At 42.8% G+C, this 16,110-nt stretch carries 15 protein-coding genes; 8 read left to right on the top strand and 7 right to left on the bottom strand.

Going from position 1 to position 16,110, the window contains the following annotated elements:
• The first annotated feature begins 68 nt into the window (after window positions 1-68).
• Window positions 69-1,622 (top strand): ABC-F family ATP-binding cassette domain-containing protein, encoded by a 1,554-nt coding sequence (locus tag NSQ11_RS03700; RefSeq protein ID WP_008343192.1) that lies wholly within the window; start codon window positions 69-71, stop codon window positions 1,620-1,622.
• A 46-nt stretch (window positions 1,623-1,668) separates the two neighbouring features.
• On the opposite strand, the gene NSQ11_RS03695 is transcribed toward NSQ11_RS03700, so the two are convergent.
• Window positions 1,669-2,859, bottom strand: coding sequence for an MFS transporter (locus NSQ11_RS03695; RefSeq protein ID WP_057078343.1), 1,191 nt, complete (start codon window positions 2,857-2,859; stop codon window positions 1,669-1,671).
• A gap of 259 nt (window positions 2,860-3,118) precedes the next feature.
• Window positions 3,119-3,544 carry a MerR family transcriptional regulator gene (locus NSQ11_RS03690; protein ID WP_017366797.1) on the bottom strand — a complete coding sequence of 142 codons (426 nt, stop codon included), beginning with the start codon at window positions 3,542-3,544 and terminating at the stop codon, window positions 3,119-3,121.
• Between the two features lie 143 nt (window positions 3,545-3,687).
• On the opposite strand from NSQ11_RS03690, the gene folE2 reads away from it, so the two are divergent.
• Complete coding sequence (gene folE2 / locus NSQ11_RS03685) at window positions 3,688-4,584, top strand: GTP cyclohydrolase FolE2 (RefSeq protein WP_057078344.1); 897 nt, start codon at window positions 3,688-3,690, stop codon at window positions 4,582-4,584.
• A gap of 28 nt (window positions 4,585-4,612) precedes the next feature.
• On the opposite strand, the gene NSQ11_RS03680 is transcribed toward folE2, so the two are convergent.
• Window positions 4,613-6,505 (bottom strand): ABC-F family ATP-binding cassette domain-containing protein, encoded by a 1,893-nt coding sequence (locus NSQ11_RS03680; protein WP_025206900.1) that lies wholly within the window; start codon window positions 6,503-6,505, stop codon window positions 4,613-4,615.
• 133 nt (window positions 6,506-6,638) lie between these two features.
• Here NSQ11_RS03680 and NSQ11_RS03675 point away from each other — a divergent pair, with 133 nt between their 5' ends.
• Together NSQ11_RS03675 and NSQ11_RS03670 are read left to right on the top strand one after the other, a co-directional pair.
• Window positions 6,639-7,712: a glycosyltransferase family 2 protein gene (locus NSQ11_RS03675; protein WP_342501269.1), complete on the top strand. Its 1,074-nt coding sequence runs from the start codon at window positions 6,639-6,641 to the stop codon at window positions 7,710-7,712.
• Between the two features lie 178 nt (window positions 7,713-7,890).
• The gene (locus NSQ11_RS03670; protein WP_008344176.1) at window positions 7,891-9,282 is read left to right on the top strand and encodes an amino acid permease; all 1,392 of its coding nucleotides are present in this window, start codon (window positions 7,891-7,893) and stop codon (window positions 9,280-9,282) included.
• Window positions 9,283-9,318: 36 nt separating this feature from the next.
• Here the strand turns inward: NSQ11_RS03670 and NSQ11_RS03665 are convergent, their stop codons facing one another.
• Both NSQ11_RS03665 and NSQ11_RS03660 read right to left on the bottom strand, forming a co-directional pair.
• Entirely contained in the window at window positions 9,319-9,552 is a 234-nt protein-coding gene (locus tag NSQ11_RS03665; RefSeq protein ID WP_008344178.1) for a hypothetical protein, read from the bottom strand.
• 6 nt (window positions 9,553-9,558) lie between these two features.
• The gene (locus NSQ11_RS03660; RefSeq protein ID WP_008344180.1) at window positions 9,559-9,816 is read right to left on the bottom strand and encodes a hypothetical protein; all 258 of its coding nucleotides are present in this window, start codon (window positions 9,814-9,816) and stop codon (window positions 9,559-9,561) included.
• 65 nt (window positions 9,817-9,881) lie between these two features.
• On the opposite strand from NSQ11_RS03660, the gene NSQ11_RS03655 reads away from it, so the two are divergent.
• Window positions 9,882-10,361 (top strand): Hsp20/alpha crystallin family protein, encoded by a 480-nt coding sequence (locus tag NSQ11_RS03655; protein WP_081114577.1) that lies wholly within the window; start codon window positions 9,882-9,884, stop codon window positions 10,359-10,361.
• Here the strand turns inward: NSQ11_RS03655 and NSQ11_RS03650 are convergent.
• Window positions 10,342-10,569: a hypothetical protein gene (locus tag NSQ11_RS03650; RefSeq protein WP_017360415.1), complete on the bottom strand. Its 228-nt coding sequence runs from the start codon at window positions 10,567-10,569 to the stop codon at window positions 10,342-10,344. The two genes, NSQ11_RS03655 and NSQ11_RS03650, sit on opposite strands and share 20 nt — an antisense overlap.
• 91 nt (window positions 10,570-10,660) lie before the next feature.
• Here NSQ11_RS03650 and NSQ11_RS03645 point away from each other — a divergent pair, with 91 nt between their 5' ends.
• Complete coding sequence (locus NSQ11_RS03645) at window positions 10,661-11,065, top strand: hypothetical protein (RefSeq protein ID WP_025206899.1); 405 nt, start codon at window positions 10,661-10,663, stop codon at window positions 11,063-11,065.
• On the opposite strand, the gene NSQ11_RS03640 is transcribed toward NSQ11_RS03645, so the two are convergent.
• Entirely contained in the window at window positions 10,997-12,427 is a 1,431-nt protein-coding gene (locus tag NSQ11_RS03640; protein ID WP_024718600.1) for a DASS family sodium-coupled anion symporter, read from the bottom strand. The genes NSQ11_RS03645 and NSQ11_RS03640 overlap by 69 nt on opposite strands.
• A gap of 229 nt (window positions 12,428-12,656) precedes the next feature.
• Here NSQ11_RS03640 and NSQ11_RS03635 point away from each other — a divergent pair, with 229 nt between their 5' ends.
• Complete coding sequence (locus tag NSQ11_RS03635) at window positions 12,657-14,696, top strand: penicillin-binding transpeptidase domain-containing protein (protein ID WP_206114245.1); 2,040 nt, start codon at window positions 12,657-12,659, stop codon at window positions 14,694-14,696.
• A 144-nt stretch (window positions 14,697-14,840) separates the two neighbouring features.
• Window positions 14,841-16,079 (top strand): MFS transporter, encoded by a 1,239-nt coding sequence (locus NSQ11_RS03630; RefSeq protein ID WP_342501268.1) that lies wholly within the window; start codon window positions 14,841-14,843, stop codon window positions 16,077-16,079.
• Window positions 16,080-16,110: the final 31 nt, after the last annotated feature.

Below are 16,110 nucleotides of genomic sequence, written 5' to 3'. Positions count from 1 at the left end.
TCGAGCCGGACAGTTCGATATAATCATGAGAGGCACTAGCCGTTTTGAATCTATTTGAGGTGTAAAAAATGATATTATCTGTTAAAGATTTAAGTCATGGCTTTGGCGACAGAGCCATTTTCCACGAAGTCTCCTTCCGGTTATTAAAAGGCGAGCATGTCGGCTTGATCGGCGCCAACGGTGAAGGAAAGTCAACGTTTATGAATATTATTACTGGCAAGCTTGAGCCAGATGCAGGAAAAGTCGAATGGGCAAAAAATGTCCGTGTCGGCTACCTCGATCAGCATACCGTGCTTGAAAAAGGAAGAACCATTCGTGAAGTCCTTCAAGATGCATTCCATTATTTATTCTCAATGGAAGCCGCAATGAATGACATTTACGAAAAAATGGGTGAAGCAGATCCTGATGAGCTAGAAAAGCTTTTAGAAGAAGTAGGCGTCATTCAGGATGCCCTGACGAACAATGATTTTTATATCATTGATTCCAAGGTAGAGGAAATTGCAAGAGGTCTTGGGTTAACAGATCTCGGGCTCGATCGTGATGTGACAGAGCTGAGCGGCGGACAGCGTACAAAAGTACTGCTTGCGAAATTGCTGTTAGAGAAGCCTGAAATTCTTCTTCTTGACGAGCCGACCAACTATTTAGATGAACAGCATATTGAGTGGCTGAAGCGCTATTTGCAGGAATATGAAAATGCGTTTATCCTCATTTCACATGATATTCCGTTCCTAAACAGTGTCATTAACTTGATTTATCATGTCGAAAATCAAGAACTCACACGATACGTTGGTGATTATGATCAATTTAAACAAGTGTACGAAGTGAAAAAGCAGCAACTAGAGGCAGCGTATAAAAGGCAGCAGCAAGAAGTGGCTGAATTAAAGGATTTTGTCGCGAGAAATAAAGCACGTGTCAGCACTCGAAATATGGCGATGTCTCGTCAAAAGAAACTCGATAAGATGGACATGATTGAATTAGCGGCAGAAAAACCAAAACCAGAATTCCACTTTAAACCTGCACGTACATCAGGGAAATTGATTTTTGAAACGAAGGATTTAGTCATTGGGTATGACGAACCGCTCTCTCGTCCATTGAATTTAAAAATGGAACGCGGACAGAAAATTGCGTTATACGGTGCCAACGGTATCGGAAAAACGACACTGCTCCGAAGCCTGCTTGGAGAAATTTCCCCCATTTCTGGTGAGGTGGAACGCGGAGAATTCCTGCATATTGGCTACTTTGAACAAGAAGTAAAAGAGCAAAACAGCAACACTTGTATCGAAGAGGTGTGGAGCACCTTCCCATCGTACACACAATATGAAGTCAGAGCTGCCCTTGCCAAATGCGGTTTAACGACAAAACATATTGAAAGCCGTGTGTCTGTTTTAAGTGGTGGTGAAAAAGCGAAGGTCCGCCTTTGCAAGCTCATTAACGAAGAAACCAATTTGCTTGTTCTCGATGAGCCGACAAACCACTTGGATGTCGATGCAAAAGAAGAATTAAAGCGCGCGTTAAAAGAATATAAAGGCAGCGTCCTATTGATTTCCCACGAACCTGAATTTTATCAAGATGTGGCTACTGAAACTTGGAATTGCGAATCCTGGACAACCAAAGTATTATAACGACAAAAAAGCCTTATATCGTTTGCAGATATAAGGCTTTTTTCTATTAATGACCTGCCTGGATATTCACCAAATGCTTACGGCCAAGAAGCAGGATGACCATTCCTAAGAGAACAACAGCCGCCCCTACATAATAAGGGGTACTTGCTGTGTAAGTTTCAGCGAGAACTCCCGCAATCCAAGGCGCAATCGCACCACCAATAAATCGTACAGCACTGTATGAAGATGATGCAATTGAACGCTCAACAGGAGCTGATCCCATCACAGCCGTCGTCAGCACCGTATTGATCATGCCGAGGATTCCCCCAGCAATGACAATACCGCAAATGACCACGACCACATGTGATGTCCATATTCCAATGCCGAATAAAATCACAGCAAACGAAGCAAAGAGAACAACAAGAGCTGTTAATGTACCCAATTTGCGATGAATGACCGGCGCTGAGAAGACAGATGTCACAGCCAAAAATAATCCCCATCCAAAAAAGACATAGCCAAGACCATGCTCATCAAGATGGAGCACAAATGGCGAATAAGCTAGAAGAACAAAGAATCCAAAATTATATAAGAAAGCAGCAGATGCCATCGTTAAAAGCCCTTTGTATTTCAAGGCTCCAACAGCTTCAAATAACTTCACCTTTTTCTGCGGCTTTTGTATAGGTGGAAGCATAAAGGTAATGGCTAAAAGAGCAACGAGCATTAACACTGCCACACCAAAGAATGGCCCGCGCCAAGAGATCGTTCCAAGCTCACCGCCAAGGAGCGGCCCAACAGAAATCCCAAGACCTAGTGCCGCCTCATATAAAATGATGGCTTTCGCACTTCCTCCAACAGACACACCGACAATCACTGATAATGCCGTTGAAATAAATAAGGCATTCCCAATGCCCCATCCGCCTCTAAAACCAATTAATTCATTAATGGTTGAAGAAGTACCGCCTAAAGCAGAAAAGACAATAATAAAGATGAGTCCTAATAATAACGTCCATTTGGCACCAATACGACTAGAAATAAAACCGGTAAAAAACATCACAAAGCCGGTGACAAGCAAATAGCTCGTAAATAAAAGAGACACCTGACTTGGAGATGCATGTAATTGCGATGCAATGGCTGGCAAAATCGGGTCTACAAGCCCTATTCCCATAAATGAAATCACACAAGCAAAGGCCACCGCCCAGACGGCCTTCGGCTGTCTAAGCAGACTCGTACGCTGTTTCAAAACTTCTTCTTCCTTCATTCCATCAGAACCTTTCCTACAGTTGTTTAACAAAATAAAATAAACACGCTGAGGTGTTTATTTTATTTTGTTGACAAAGAGCTAAAATGAACTTTATTTTAGCTCTTTGTCTTCTTTTTCAGCGTGATAGAAAACCTTTGCAGTCTAGGAAGGACGAGTACTGGAGCGGAGCGAATTTGACATTCGTGAGCACCAGCACGCAGGACTGACAAAGAATGCGAGGGTTTGTCTACACGCTGAAATAAACACGCTGAGGTGTTTATTTTTGTAATTGCTCAATGGCATGAGCCGCTCTTTCTTTCATCATTTCAAGATCCTTTTTAAAGGATTGAATCGTTTCTAGCTTTTTTGTAATCAATTGATGCTGCACAGTCAGCTGCGCATCAATATCTAACAGCTTCTCTAATCGTTCCTTCGGGTCAAGAGATAACAGGTAGCCTTCTTTATTCAGCTCAAGCTGTTTTCCTATTTCCATAAACGACTGAAGCTCTTGTAAAGAAAAGCCAAGTACTTCTTTGGCCTGCATCACTTTCTCCAGTTCTTCCATGTCATCCTCTGAGTAAAGTCTGACTCCGCCCTCTGTCCGCTTTGGTGCTGATAATAAACCAATCTCTTCATAGAAACGAATGGTCCGTTTCGTCAGACCGCTTCTTTTCGCCACTTGATCAATTTTCATCCATTCCATCACCAGTGCCTCCTGCTCATCAATTCATGTTTTATTATACACCTTTGTGACCTTAACGTAAACGTTAATGTTTGATCACTTGATTTCTATTGTGGTTTGATGCAGAATAAATAGGAATCATTACGTTTTAAAGGAGGTACCCTATGTGTTCATTTCCATCCAAAAAAGAACGACACGCACAATTCGGTTCTGTCCCGCCAAGCGCTAGAACAAAACCTTGTCAAAAAGAGGACATGATAGACATCCAACAAACCGAACAGGACTTTTATTTTGATCTGGAACAGGTCGGAATTTGCCGTGTGTCGTACCCTGTACATATTTTGTCTAAAACGGCTCCACAGCACCAAACCGCTTCCGCTGATTTTACGCTGAGTACATATTTGCCAGCTCATCAAAAAGGCATTCATATGAGCCGTCTCACCGAGCAGCTTCACTCATTTTATGAGAGCGGAAAGCCGGTTGATGTGGATTCCTTAAAAGAATTGACAGCACAGCTTGCCAAGCATATGAATCAGCCATCTGCCTCGATTCAAGTTTCCTTTCCGTGGTACATGGAAAAAAAGAGTCCCATCAGCGGAAAGTCCGGTTTGATGCATGCAGACGTGCAATACGACATCCACTTTCATGAAGAAAACGGATGGATTTGTCATATTGGCTGCACTGCTCAGGTGACAACGTTATGTCCTTGTTCAAAAGAAATCAGTGAATACGGCGCACATAATCAGCGCGGCACTGTATCGATTCAGGTAGAGCTGTTTGAACAAGGTCAACTCCCTGATGACATGAAAGCAGATCTACTGCAGATCATCGAGTCTAATGCGAGTGCGCCTCTTTACCCTGTACTCAAAAGACCAGATGAAAAACAAGTGACAGAAGAGGCCTATGAAAATCCACGTTTTGTAGAGGATGTTGCGAGATTAATTGCAGCAGAGCTATATGAACAAAACTGGATCAAAGGCTTTCAAATTGAGTGTCGAAATGAAGAATCCATTCATCAGCACGATGCTTATGCCAAATGTTCTTATCAAAAAAAACTGTAGAATGTCTCTACAGTTTTTTTGCCAACCTTTATTTTTCATTACTTTCTAATTCTTCAATCATCATCGACAGTTCTGTCCAGCGATCCATCGCTTGTTCTAATTCTTCAGCGACGGCTTTTTGCTTGTCCATCAGCTCTTGAATTTTCCCAAAATCACTGCCAGCCTCTGCAATGCTGGCTTCGAGCTGCTGGTGTTTGTCCTCTAGTGCTTGTATCCGATCTTCAATCCCATCCCATTCAAGCTGGTCCTTATAGGATAGTTTTTTCCTCTTTTTCGGTGCAGCTTCTACTTGTTTTTCAGCTGGTTTTGTCTCTGTCCGCTTCTGTTCTTTTTCTTGCTCCATGTAATCGCTGTAAGCACCTTGGAAGTGTGAAATACGTCCATTTCCTTCAAACACAAGCAGACGATGGACGACTCGGTCTAAGAAATAACGATCATGCGACACGGTGATGACTACGCCTGGGAACTGCTCCAAATAATCCTCTAAAATGCTCAGTGTCTCTGTATCCAAGTCGTTCGTCGGCTCATCTAAAAAGAGAACATTCGGCTCTTCCATCAAAACCTTCAATAAATACAATCTGCGGCGCTCTCCCCCTGACAGCTTGCGGATAAACGTGCGCTGCATGGATCTAGGGAATAAAAATCGCTCCAACATCTGCTCTGCTGTCACAATGACGCCATCTGCCGTTTTGACAATTTCAGCTGTTTCTTTAATGTAATCAATGATATTCAGCTCTTCATTCATTTCGTTATGGTCCTGCGTGTAATAGCCAATGCGAACTGTTTGTCCAATGGTCAATTGTCCATTCGTCGGTTCTATTTTACCCGCCAGGCAATTGAGTAAAGTCGTTTTGCCCACTCCATTCGGTCCGATAAATCCGATACGATCCCCTGGCACGACTAAATCGCTGAACTGGTCCACAAGGGTTTGACCAGCAAATGTGATGCTGATCTCTTCTGCCTCAATCACTTGTTTTCCAAGCCGGTGAGAACCGATCGCAAAATCAAGCTCTCCCTTTGCATCAGGTCCCTTTTGATCCTTCAGCTCTTCCACTCTGCCGATACGTGCTTTTTGCTTTGTTGTTCGAGCCTTTGCCCCTCTTCTCAGCCATGCAAGCTCACGTCTAAGCAAATTTTGACGTTTCGTTTCTTTTACTTGAGCTTCTGCTTCTCGTTCCGCTCTTTTTTCTAAAAAGACTTCATAATTTCCTTTATATGTGTAAAGCTGCCCCTGATTTAATTCATAAATCCGATTGGCGACACGGTTTAAGAAATAACGATCATGGGTTACAAGAATGACAGCCCCGCTGTATTGACTCAAATATCCCTCAAGCCATTCAATGGTTGCGTTGTCTAGATGGTTTGTCGGCTCATCTAAAATCAGCAAACCCGCAGGCTGGATTAAGTTTTTGGCGATCGCCACACGCTTTTTCTGTCCGCCTGATAACGCATGAACAGATCGGCTCACATCTTTGACGCCAAGCTTTGTCAAAATCGTTTTCGCCGAAAGGTTCGCATCCCATGCGTCGTCCTGATCCATTTTATTTTGCATACGCATAAGCGCTTCTTGTTTTGCCTCGTTTTGTGGATCATGCTCTAAATCAGCCAGCGCCTGTTCATAGGCTTTCATCGTTTGAATCATTGGTGCTGTTCCTGAAAAAATATAGTCGAGAATCGTTTCATCTCCGCTCATTTCAGGATCTTGCTCAAGAAATTCGATATCAAGTGTCCCTGCCTTTGTGATGTCGCCTTCCTCAAATGATTCAAGTCCTGCAATGACTTTTAAAAGCGTTGACTTCCCTGTTCCATTCGGTCCAATTAACCCGATGCGTTCCTTTGGTTCTATATGAAAAGAGATATGATCAAACAGCGTTTTTTCGCCATAGGTTTTATATAATCCTTCTACATTCAATAAACTCATTTTATCAGCCCTTACATAGATTCTTCCTTTATTTTAAATCAGCCAGTAGCAGAAAACTAGTTTTAAAAAAACCCGCTGCTGAAAAGAATGTTTCCTTTTGATGCTCGATACACTATGAAGAGGTGATCTAAAGATGATAACCATTAGTTTATGTATGATTGTGAAAAATGAAGAGGAGGTTTTGGCTGACTGCCTATCTTCTGTTCAAGACATTGTAGATGAGATGATCATTGTTGATACAGGATCAACGGATCAAACAAAGGACATTGCTCACTCCTTTTCAGCAAAGGTACTCGACTTTGAATGGGTCCAGCATTTTGCAAAAGCACGCAATTTCGCTTTTTCCCATGCGACAAAAGAGTATATCTTATGGCTGGATGCCGACGATGTCCTACTTGAAGAGGACCAGCAAAAACTGCTTCAGCTCAAACAGACGCTTGATCCCGCAGTAGATGCCGTCTCGATGTTTTACCACGTTGGATTTAGCGAGGACGGTCAGGTGAATTTTAAATATAGAAGAAATCGGCTCGTCAAGCGTGCCTTGAACTTTCAGTGGTATGGGGCCGTTCATGAATTCCTTCAAGTGTATGGCAACACTTTTCCCGCTGATATCGCCGTCACCCATCAAAAGCGTAAAAAAACAACCGCCGGAGAGCCTGGACGCAATCTGCGCATTTATGAAAACATGCTTGCAAAAGGCGAAGAGATGACACCTCGTGATCTCTTTTACTTCGCCAATGAATTACGAGATAACAAGCAGCATGTGAAGGCGATTCGCTTTTATCACAAATTTTTAGCCACAAAACAATGCTGGATTGAGGATGAAATTCGCACATGCCAAAATTTAGCTGACTGCTATTATGCAGTCGGTTTTGAGGAAGCCGCCTTATCCTCCTTACTGCGATCCTTCTTATATGATCAGCCCCGTCCAGAATTCTGCTGCCGGATTGGGGATCATTTCAAAGCACAAAATAAACACAAAGCAGCGATCTATTGGTATGAGCAGGCACTGAAGGCACCTGAAATCGAAACAGCCTTTACACTGACACAATATAAAACATGGTATCCTCACCTTCAGCTTTGCTATTGTTATTATCAGCTCGGTGATTTGGCTCAAGCCAAAACCCATCATCTTGCATCCTCAGCCCATTACCCAACCCATCCTAGTGTGCTGTACAATGAAAAAATATTTGCTGAAGAAACGTAAATCTCCTGTTATCACATCCGCCTGTCAATGACGGCGGATGTCTTTTGATACACATTAGACTATTGTGACATTTAACACTTTAGTGATTTAAAGCGTTTTTCAACCAATTGACTAAATTGTCATTTACGCATATACTAACATTCGTCTTACGAAAAGATTTATCCATTAGGAGGTCAACATGAGTTCTTTATTTAGAAAAAAATCTCTCGATCAGCTCATGCTTGAAAGTCAAACGAAGCGGCTGAGCCGTTCTTTGAATACATTTGATTTAATCTTGCTTGGCATTGGCTGTGTGGTCGGGACTGGAATTTTTGTGATAACGGGGGTTGCGGCTGCGAAAGATGCGGGACCTGCGATTATTATATCTTTTATTTTGGCTGCGATCGCATGCGCCCTTGCTGCTTTTTGCTACGCTGAATTTTCCTCGTCCATTCCAGTGTCAGGAAGTGTCTATACGTATTCTTACGCAACACTTGGAGAATTCCTCGCCTTTTTAATGGGCTGGGATTTAATGCTTGAATATGTTGTTGCGCTCTCTGCTGTGGCAAGCGGATGGTCATCCTATTTTCAATCACTGCTCAGTGGATTTGGTCTGCACATACCGAAGGCTTTATCGGCTGCACCCGGAGCCGCTGATGGGGCCATCTTTAACCTGCCAGGCGCACTCATTATTTTACTCATTACCTTTATTGTCTCAAGAGGCGTAAAAGAGAGCACGAAGCTGAATAACATCATTGTGCTCATCAAAATTGCCATTGTCCTCCTCTTTATCATTTCAGGCTTTGCTTACGTTAAACCTGAAAATTGGACACCTTTTATGCCAATGGGCTTCCATGGCGTGATTGCAGGAGCGGCAACTGTCTTTTTTGCTTACCTTGGATTTGATGCAATCGCTAATGCATCAGAAGAAGTCAAAAACCCGCAAAAAGCGATGCCAATCGGAATTATTGGCGCGCTCGGTGTTTGTACAATTTTATACATCGGGGTATCCTTTGTCTTAACCGGCATGGTTCACTATACGAAACTGAATGTCAGTGACCCTGTCGCTTTTGCTTTACAAGTGGTTGGACTGAATAGTGTCGCTGGTATTATATCGGCAGGTGCTATTATTGGGATTACGACCGTGTTAATTGCACTTGTCTACGCTCAGGTTCGTTTAACCTTTGCCATGAGCCGAGATGGACTCATGCCAAAAATCTTTTCAAACGTTCATCCAAAATCGAAGACACCGGTTGCCAACACTTGGCTGACAGGCGCTGTTGCGGCATGTATCGTTGGTTTCGTCAACTTATCAACACTTGCTAATTTAGTCAGCATCGGTACACTTGCGGCCTTTACGGTGATCTCGATCGCTGTGATCATACTCCGGAAAAAACATCCGAATATGAAAACAGCGTTTAAAGTACCCTTTGTTCCTGTTCTTCCCATCATTAGTGCGGTCATTTGTATGATCTTGGCTGCCACACTGAAATGGGAGACATGGCGAGCCTTCCTCATCTGGGTAGCCATTGGTGTCGTTGTGTATTTTACCTACGCAAGACGCAAAAGCCATCTGAATCAAACACAATAGAAAAGAGACACGGGGAATCCCGGTCTCTTTTTTTGTTTAAATCACACTGTTTTTCACTGAATTCGAGTCCACCATATCTGGATCGAGTACGCTTGAAATCGGAATGACAAGCGGTGAACAATCTCCATTGTCCTCACCAAAACCTTGGTTCAATTTCATCGAGAGAAAATAATCGATCTGCTGATAAGGTCCTAGCGTCAGTGATGCCCCCCGATCCATTGCATTGATTTTAAAAGCACCGACATTGACGACTGAGGGTGAGAATAACATCACACATCACTTCCTTGGAATAGGTTTAGCTGCTGGCGAAAAAGAGGCAGGTGAGTCCACTTGATCTCGATCATCTACATGGCTCTTTGTTCCGACAAAACCGCTGGCATCTCCAAAATTCTGTCCGTACCCCTGATTTTTTTTATCTGAGTTTTGCCACTCTGCTAACAAATTTTGTCCGACATTCACCGCCGACGCATTTTCAAAGGAATTAATTTTTAACATGAAAATATTAATATTGATATACGGAGTTGGTTGAACCACAGATAAACCTCCTTTTTATAGGTATATGCGAGCACCCATCAAGTATGTTAACAGGAGGTCTTCACATGGACTTCGAAAAAATGAAGCAGTGGATGGACATTGCCCAGCAAATGCATGGAGATGATTTTTGGAAAATGATATTTGATGATGAGCAAAGATCTCCCTTTATGGCAAATGGTCCGTCTCCCTTTAAATTCTCGCAGCAAGATCAGCGAGGAACAGATGCATCGTTTCCACCAGTCGACATTGTGGAAACCCCTACTGAATTTCAGTACTTAATTTATCTGCCTGGCTACCGGAAGGAAGATGTTCAGGTGCTGTCATATGGTGAATATTTAGTTGTAAAAGGACAGCGTTTTTCCTTTTTTAACGAACAGGATTTTCGCCAAAAACAAGGAAAGTATGGTCCGTTTGAAAGAAAAATTCGGCTCCCAGATATGATTCTTGGTCAAATGAATGCGGCCTTTAAAGACGGCGTGCTATACATTCGCTTGCAAAAGGATGAAGGAAAAGCAACTGCGATAATCATAGATGACGAATATTGATACTGACTGCGTCTATTAGATCACGATCATCAATCGTTTCAATCGGCAAGATCGTGATCACGCCATCGGCATTTTGTTCACCAAAACCATTGTTTCTTTTGATCGTCGAGCAGTGATTTCGTACGATCGTCGAACCGAATGTCATCGAGGACCCTGTACCAATCGTATTCGTCTTCATATGGGTAATCTGAATGCGTGTAGGCAGCATGCACTTCTCCCCTTTCATGTATCTCTATAAGTATATACTTGGTAGCTTTTCCATAGACTAGAGCAAGGCGAAAGAAAAGGTTGTGGTCCACTTGAAACATTTCATTCACTCACTCTTTAAAAAAACCGAAGCAAGTCCATCCCCATCTGTCGTCGAGCTGGAAAAAAGACTCACCGCTCTTGAGCAGAAAATGTCTGCACCTGCTCCGCCTGTCTCGGAGGATACGCACATTCACATTGAATCACTGCATGTGGACAAAATTGACTACCATTTAGAGTTTGGTGAGCTTTCCATTGACCAGCTTCAAGGCAGACTCAACATTGGAGCCACCTATTACACGCCAAAGGACCCGCACCTCAAAAAGGCAGCTTCAGTACCGAAGCCAAAAGAAACAAAAACACCAAAAGTCTCCATTCGATCAAAGTCTTCACCTCAGCACGACCGGAAGCCAGAAATAAACCGCAAGCACAATCGCTACAATACTGATCACATTTAGCCAAAAGCCAGCCTTGACCATATCAGATATTTTCAGCACATCTGCACTAAAGACAGCCGCATTTGGCGGTGTGGAGATTGGCAGCATAAACGCACATGAGGAAGCTAACGCAGCCGCAGCCATTAACCCGTACGGCTCCATGCCAATTGCAAGTCCAAGCCCGACTGTAATTGGAATGATCATGTTCGCAACTGCTGTATTAGACATAATTTCGGTCATAAATAAAATTGAAGCCGTTAAAATAATTAGCAGCATGAGGTAAGACAGCCCATTTAAATGCTGTAAATTTTCCCCGATCCATCCTGTTAGATTCGTTTCCGCAAATCCTGTAGCGAGCGAAAGCCCGCCTCCAAACAAAAGCAAAAGCCCCCATGGCAGCTGTTTCATATCCTGCCATTCTAGTATTCTCTCTCCATTTGTCGCTGGAATGAGAAATAACAGCATCGCCCCAAAAATTGCAATCGACGTATCCGAGACAGGAAGCCCGCCAAACAAAAAGATTTTAAAGATCCATAAAAAAGCCGTCATAAGAAAAATAGCAAAAACCCATTTTTCTTCTTGTTTCATTTTGCCTAAATCCTCTAAACCCTTCCGTATAAACGCCGCTCCCATTTCACCTGTGTGCTCTACCTTGAACTGTATCTTGGTCAAATACAGAAATAAGAGAATAAGCAGAACAGCCGCCACCGGAAAACCAAACAAAAACCATTCAAAAAACATAATTTCTCGATCTAACAACTTTTTTGACATCGCTGCAAAAACAGCATTTGGCACAGACCCAACGAGTGTCGCCAGTCCGCCAATAGAGGCTGAATAAGCGACTGATAATAGGATGCTTTTACTGAATCGGTCAAGAGATGCACCAGACAAAATATCGTTCGCCTTCACCTCTTTAATCACAGCCAGTGCCACAGGCAGCATCATCAGTGCTGTGGCTGCATTTGAAATCCACATAGATAAAAAGGCCGTTGCCATCATAACCCCTAATACAATGCGGTCACTTCTTGTGCCAATGATGTTTAAAATATGTAAGGCCATTCTTCTATGTAAATTCCATTTTTCAATAGCAATGGCAATCATAAATCCGCCCATGTACATAAAAACAATCGGGTCTCCATAAGCTCTTGATGTTTGCTCCATCGATAGCCCACCAAGTGTTGGCAAAAGGATGATGGGCAATAAAGAGGTAGCCGGTATAGGCAAAGCTTCTGTGACCCACCATGTCGCAGTCCAAGCAGTAACGCCCAGTACCACTCTTGGTGCATAGGTCAATTCACTTTCTGGAATGAGCAAAAAAATAAGCAAAAAGAAGATCGGTCCAAGAACAAGTCCAGTCAGATTCACTTTTTTATAAACGATCACAATTCCTCCTTCATGAAAACGCTTTTAATTTTCTAATTTTTCACATTCGATGATCACATAAAAAATCCTTTAAATCATAAGAAAAAATGAAGAGATCCTTAAGCAGCAGCTGTGTCTTGCTTCATATTTCCACTTCATGACTTGGTCTATTTTCATAGGAGAAACTATACAAATCCTACACAGTAACTGTAAACTATAGAGGATCTAATCAAAAATTGAGGTGTTTTCATTGTATACAGATCAACGAAAATCATTTTGGAAACAGAAAAAAGTCATCATTCCCCTTCTTAGCATCATCGTGATTGCTGCTGCTCTCTTTTTCTTAAAAGATTCGCTTTTCTCAAAAGAAAAAGAGGCGCTGAAAGCCGCTGAATCCTTTACGAAATATCTGGAGAAAAAAGAATTCACGAAACTGGCAGATGAGGTCACAAGTGGCTCTCTGAAAGCCAGTGACTACTCTAAAAAACAACTTGCCGAAAAATACAATAAGATCTTTAGCGGCATTGGTGCAAGTGATCTAAACGTCTCAAACGTCAACGTAGAAAAACAGGACAAAGGAAATGGGTATCAATTCACCTATGAAGTCACGATGAAAACGTCACTTGGAAAACTGAACAAACTCTCTTACAAGGGCGTTCTCTCCGAAGAGGATAACGAGTGGAAAGTAGACTGGAAACCAAATCTCATCTTCCCGCAAATGGAAACGGGTGACACCATCAAAGTGACAACGGATCCTGCGGTACGCGGAAATATTGTAGATCGAAAAGGGCGCACGTTAGCCGAAACAACTGGTGGACACGCACTTGGCATCATCCCTGGAAAGCTCGGGACAGGTACGGAAAAAGAAAGCAACATCAAAAAAATCAGCAGCGCTTTTGATATAGATGAAGAGCTGATTCAAAATCAGCTGAAACAAGCATGGGTCACAGACGACACATTTGTTCCGCTAAAGTCTATGTTAGAGCAAACGCCAATTCCAAAGGACATAAATGGCGTCACCTATCAAACGAAGGAAATGCGCTACTATCCATATAACGAAGCCGCTGCTCATTTGACAGGCTATGTCGGAAAAGCAAATGCGGATGATATCAAAAGAAATCCAGCTTTAAAGGCGGATCAAATCATCGGCAAAACCGGCCTTGAATTCACATTTGACAAGAACTTAAGAGGACAAGATGGCGGAAGCATCCTCATTATCCATGATGAAACAGGTATTGAAGAAACATTACAAAAAACAGACCGAAAAGACGGAAAAACAGTCAAGCTGACCATTGATGCATCTTTACAGAAAAAAGCCTATCAACAGCTGAAAGGTGAAAAAGGGGCTGTCACCATTATGAACCCATCATCAGGTGATTTATTAGCGCTTGTTAGCACCCCTTCTTACGATGTCAATTTAATGACCAACGGGATCACGCCTAAACAATATCAAGCATACAGTGAAAATCCTGATCTCCCATTCCAAGCTCGATATGCGAGCAGATATGCACCAGGATCTACATTCAAAACCATTACAGCAGCGATTGGACTGGAAACAGGTGTCACAAAGCCTAATAAAGTACGCACCATTCATGGACTGAAATGGCAAAAGGATCAATCTTGGGGAAATTATCGCATTACACGGGTACATGACAAAGAACAAGTCAATATGGTCGATGCCCTCGTGTACTCAGATAATATTTATTTTGGACAGGAAGCCCTTGAAATCGGCAAAGATACTTACGAGAAAAAAGTGAAAACATTTGGATTTGGTGATGATTTAAACATGCCGTTTACAATGAAACCGGCACAAGTGTCTAACGACGGAATCAAATCAGACATCTTACTTGCCGACTCAGCATATGGCCAAGGAGAATTACTCATGTCACCAATTGAACAAGTACATGCCTATTCTCCATTTGCAACAGGAGGAAAGCTTGTGTACCCTCGAGTCATTCAGGATGAAAAAACAGCATCACCAAAACAGATCATCAAAGAAGATACAGCAAATACGGTGAAGGACGCACTCACTCAAGTCGTCACCAATTCAAACGGAACCGCTCACTCGTTGCAAATAAAAGGGGCTGATATAGCCGCTAAAACGGGAACAGCGGAACTAAAGAGCAAACAAGGTGCGACAGACGGTACTGAAAATGGATTTTTACTTGCGTTTAATCCTAAAAAAGAAGATTATGTCCTCGTCGGCATGATTGAAGGTGTGAAAAACCGTGGAGGCAGTGGACTTGTCATTCAAAAAATGAAGCCTGTCATCGCTTCTTTCTATAAATAACCCTTAAGGGACACACGCTCCATCAAGCGCATGTGTCTCTTTTTTTCTAAATCATGACAATTTGCTATTGTTTTATAGTTCACCTTATGAATAAAATGAGGAGAATGAAAAAAGAAACAAGTTGAATGAAAGGAGGAAGTCTCATTGGCTATTGCTGCTCAAACAAAGGATAAACCTCAAAAAGCGGTCACCGGTTCAACGGTTTATCCTATTTTATTGATTATTGGTATTTGCCATATGCTCAACGACACATTGCAAGCCGTGATTCCTGCCATGTTCCCTATTTTAGAACGCTCAATGGGGCTGACCTTTACTCAATTAGGGCTAATCGCCTTTACATTAAATATGGTCTCCTCCGTCATGCAGCCTGCGATCGGGTGGTACACAGATAAACGGCCGATGCCCTATGCACTGCCTATCGCATTATTTTCAAGTGCTGTCGGCATTCTCGGCCTTGCGTTTGCGCCATCATTTGCGACCATCCTACTGTGCGTCGTCTTTATTGGACTCGGCTCTGCGATTTTCCATCCAGAGGGCTCACGGGTTGCCAACATGGCAGCTGGTCCTAGACGGGGTCTTGCTCAATCCATCTATCAAGTCGGTGGAAATACAGGTCAAGCCTTTGCTCCGCTAATCGCTGCATTCATGCTCGTCCCGCTCGGTCAGCCTGGAGTCGCTTGGTTTACGATCGTTGGAATGGTGGCTGTAGGTTTCCTTCTCTATATTTCGAGATGGTACGCAAGAAAGCTTCAAACCATTCGAGCACAAGCGAAAAAAGCGCCTGCAAAAGCAGCAAGATCTGAACTTCACCGCAAATCAGCGCTCACAGCACTTGGCATTATCGTCTTTCTTATTTTCGCGCGTTCTTGGTATGGAAATGCGATCTCGAATTTCTATGCGTTTTATGCGATTGAACAATATGGTTTGACGATTAAAGAATCACAAACCTATATTTTCTTATTTCTTATATTGGGTGCGATTGGGACATTTTTAGGCGGGCCGCTTGCAGACCGCTTCGGCAAGAAAACCGTCATTTTAATTTCTTTATTAGCATCCTTTCCGCTTGCCCTGCTTCTCCCATTTGCCGGACCAGTTTTTGCTTATGTTTTACTTGGACTCATTGGGATCATTCTGACCTCAAGCTTCTCTGTCACCGTGGTCTATGCCCAAGAACTATTTCCCGGGAAAATTGGCACAATGTCTGGTTTAACTGTTGGGCTTGCGTTTGGTATGGGAGCGATCGGATCCGTTGCCCTCGGCTCATTAATTGATGCAGTCGGTTTAACGCCTACCATGATCGGTGTCGCCTTTTTACCGATATTAGGTATCCTAGCCTTCTTACTGCCAAGCGATCAGACCATAGCGAAATGGAATGAATCATAAAAGGTAAAAACCGCTCATTTACTGAGCGGTT

It is taken from the genome of Bacillus sp. FSL W7-1582 (assembly GCF_038593325.1).
Classification (GTDB): Bacteria; Bacillota; Bacilli; order Bacillales; family Bacillaceae; genus Bacillus; species Bacillus altitudinis.
The sequence above is the reverse complement of the archived record's forward strand: the minus strand, read 5'-3'. Positions and strand labels throughout refer to the sequence as shown.

What these genes read in the sequence shown, in the direction of transcription:
- NSQ11_RS03700 (WP_008343192.1), top strand. Translation starts at nt 69, where the DNA reads ATGATATTATCTGTTAAAGATTTAAGTCATGGCTTTGGCGACAGAGCC.
- NSQ11_RS03695 (WP_057078343.1), bottom strand. Translation starts at nt 2,859, where the DNA reads ATGAAGGAAGAAGAAGTTTTGAAACAGCGTACGAGTCTGCTTAGACAG.
- NSQ11_RS03690 (WP_017366797.1), bottom strand. Translation starts at nt 3,544, where the DNA reads ATGGAATGGATGAAAATTGATCAAGTGGCGAAAAGAAGCGGTCTGACG.
- folE2 (WP_057078344.1), top strand. Translation starts at nt 3,688, where the DNA reads ATGTGTTCATTTCCATCCAAAAAAGAACGACACGCACAATTCGGTTCT.
- NSQ11_RS03680 (WP_025206900.1), bottom strand. Translation starts at nt 6,505, where the DNA reads ATGAGTTTATTGAATGTAGAAGGATTATATAAAACCTATGGCGAAAAA.
- NSQ11_RS03675 (WP_342501269.1), top strand. Translation starts at nt 6,639, where the DNA reads ATGATAACCATTAGTTTATGTATGATTGTGAAAAATGAAGAGGAGGTT.
- NSQ11_RS03670 (WP_008344176.1), top strand. Translation starts at nt 7,891, where the DNA reads ATGAGTTCTTTATTTAGAAAAAAATCTCTCGATCAGCTCATGCTTGAA.
- NSQ11_RS03665 (WP_008344178.1), bottom strand. Translation starts at nt 9,552, where the DNA reads ATGTTATTCTCACCCTCAGTCGTCAATGTCGGTGCTTTTAAAATCAAT.
- NSQ11_RS03655 (WP_081114577.1), top strand. Translation starts at nt 9,882, where the DNA reads ATGGACTTCGAAAAAATGAAGCAGTGGATGGACATTGCCCAGCAAATG.
- NSQ11_RS03650 (WP_017360415.1), bottom strand. Translation starts at nt 10,569, where the DNA reads ATGCTGCCTACACGCATTCAGATTACCCATATGAAGACGAATACGATT.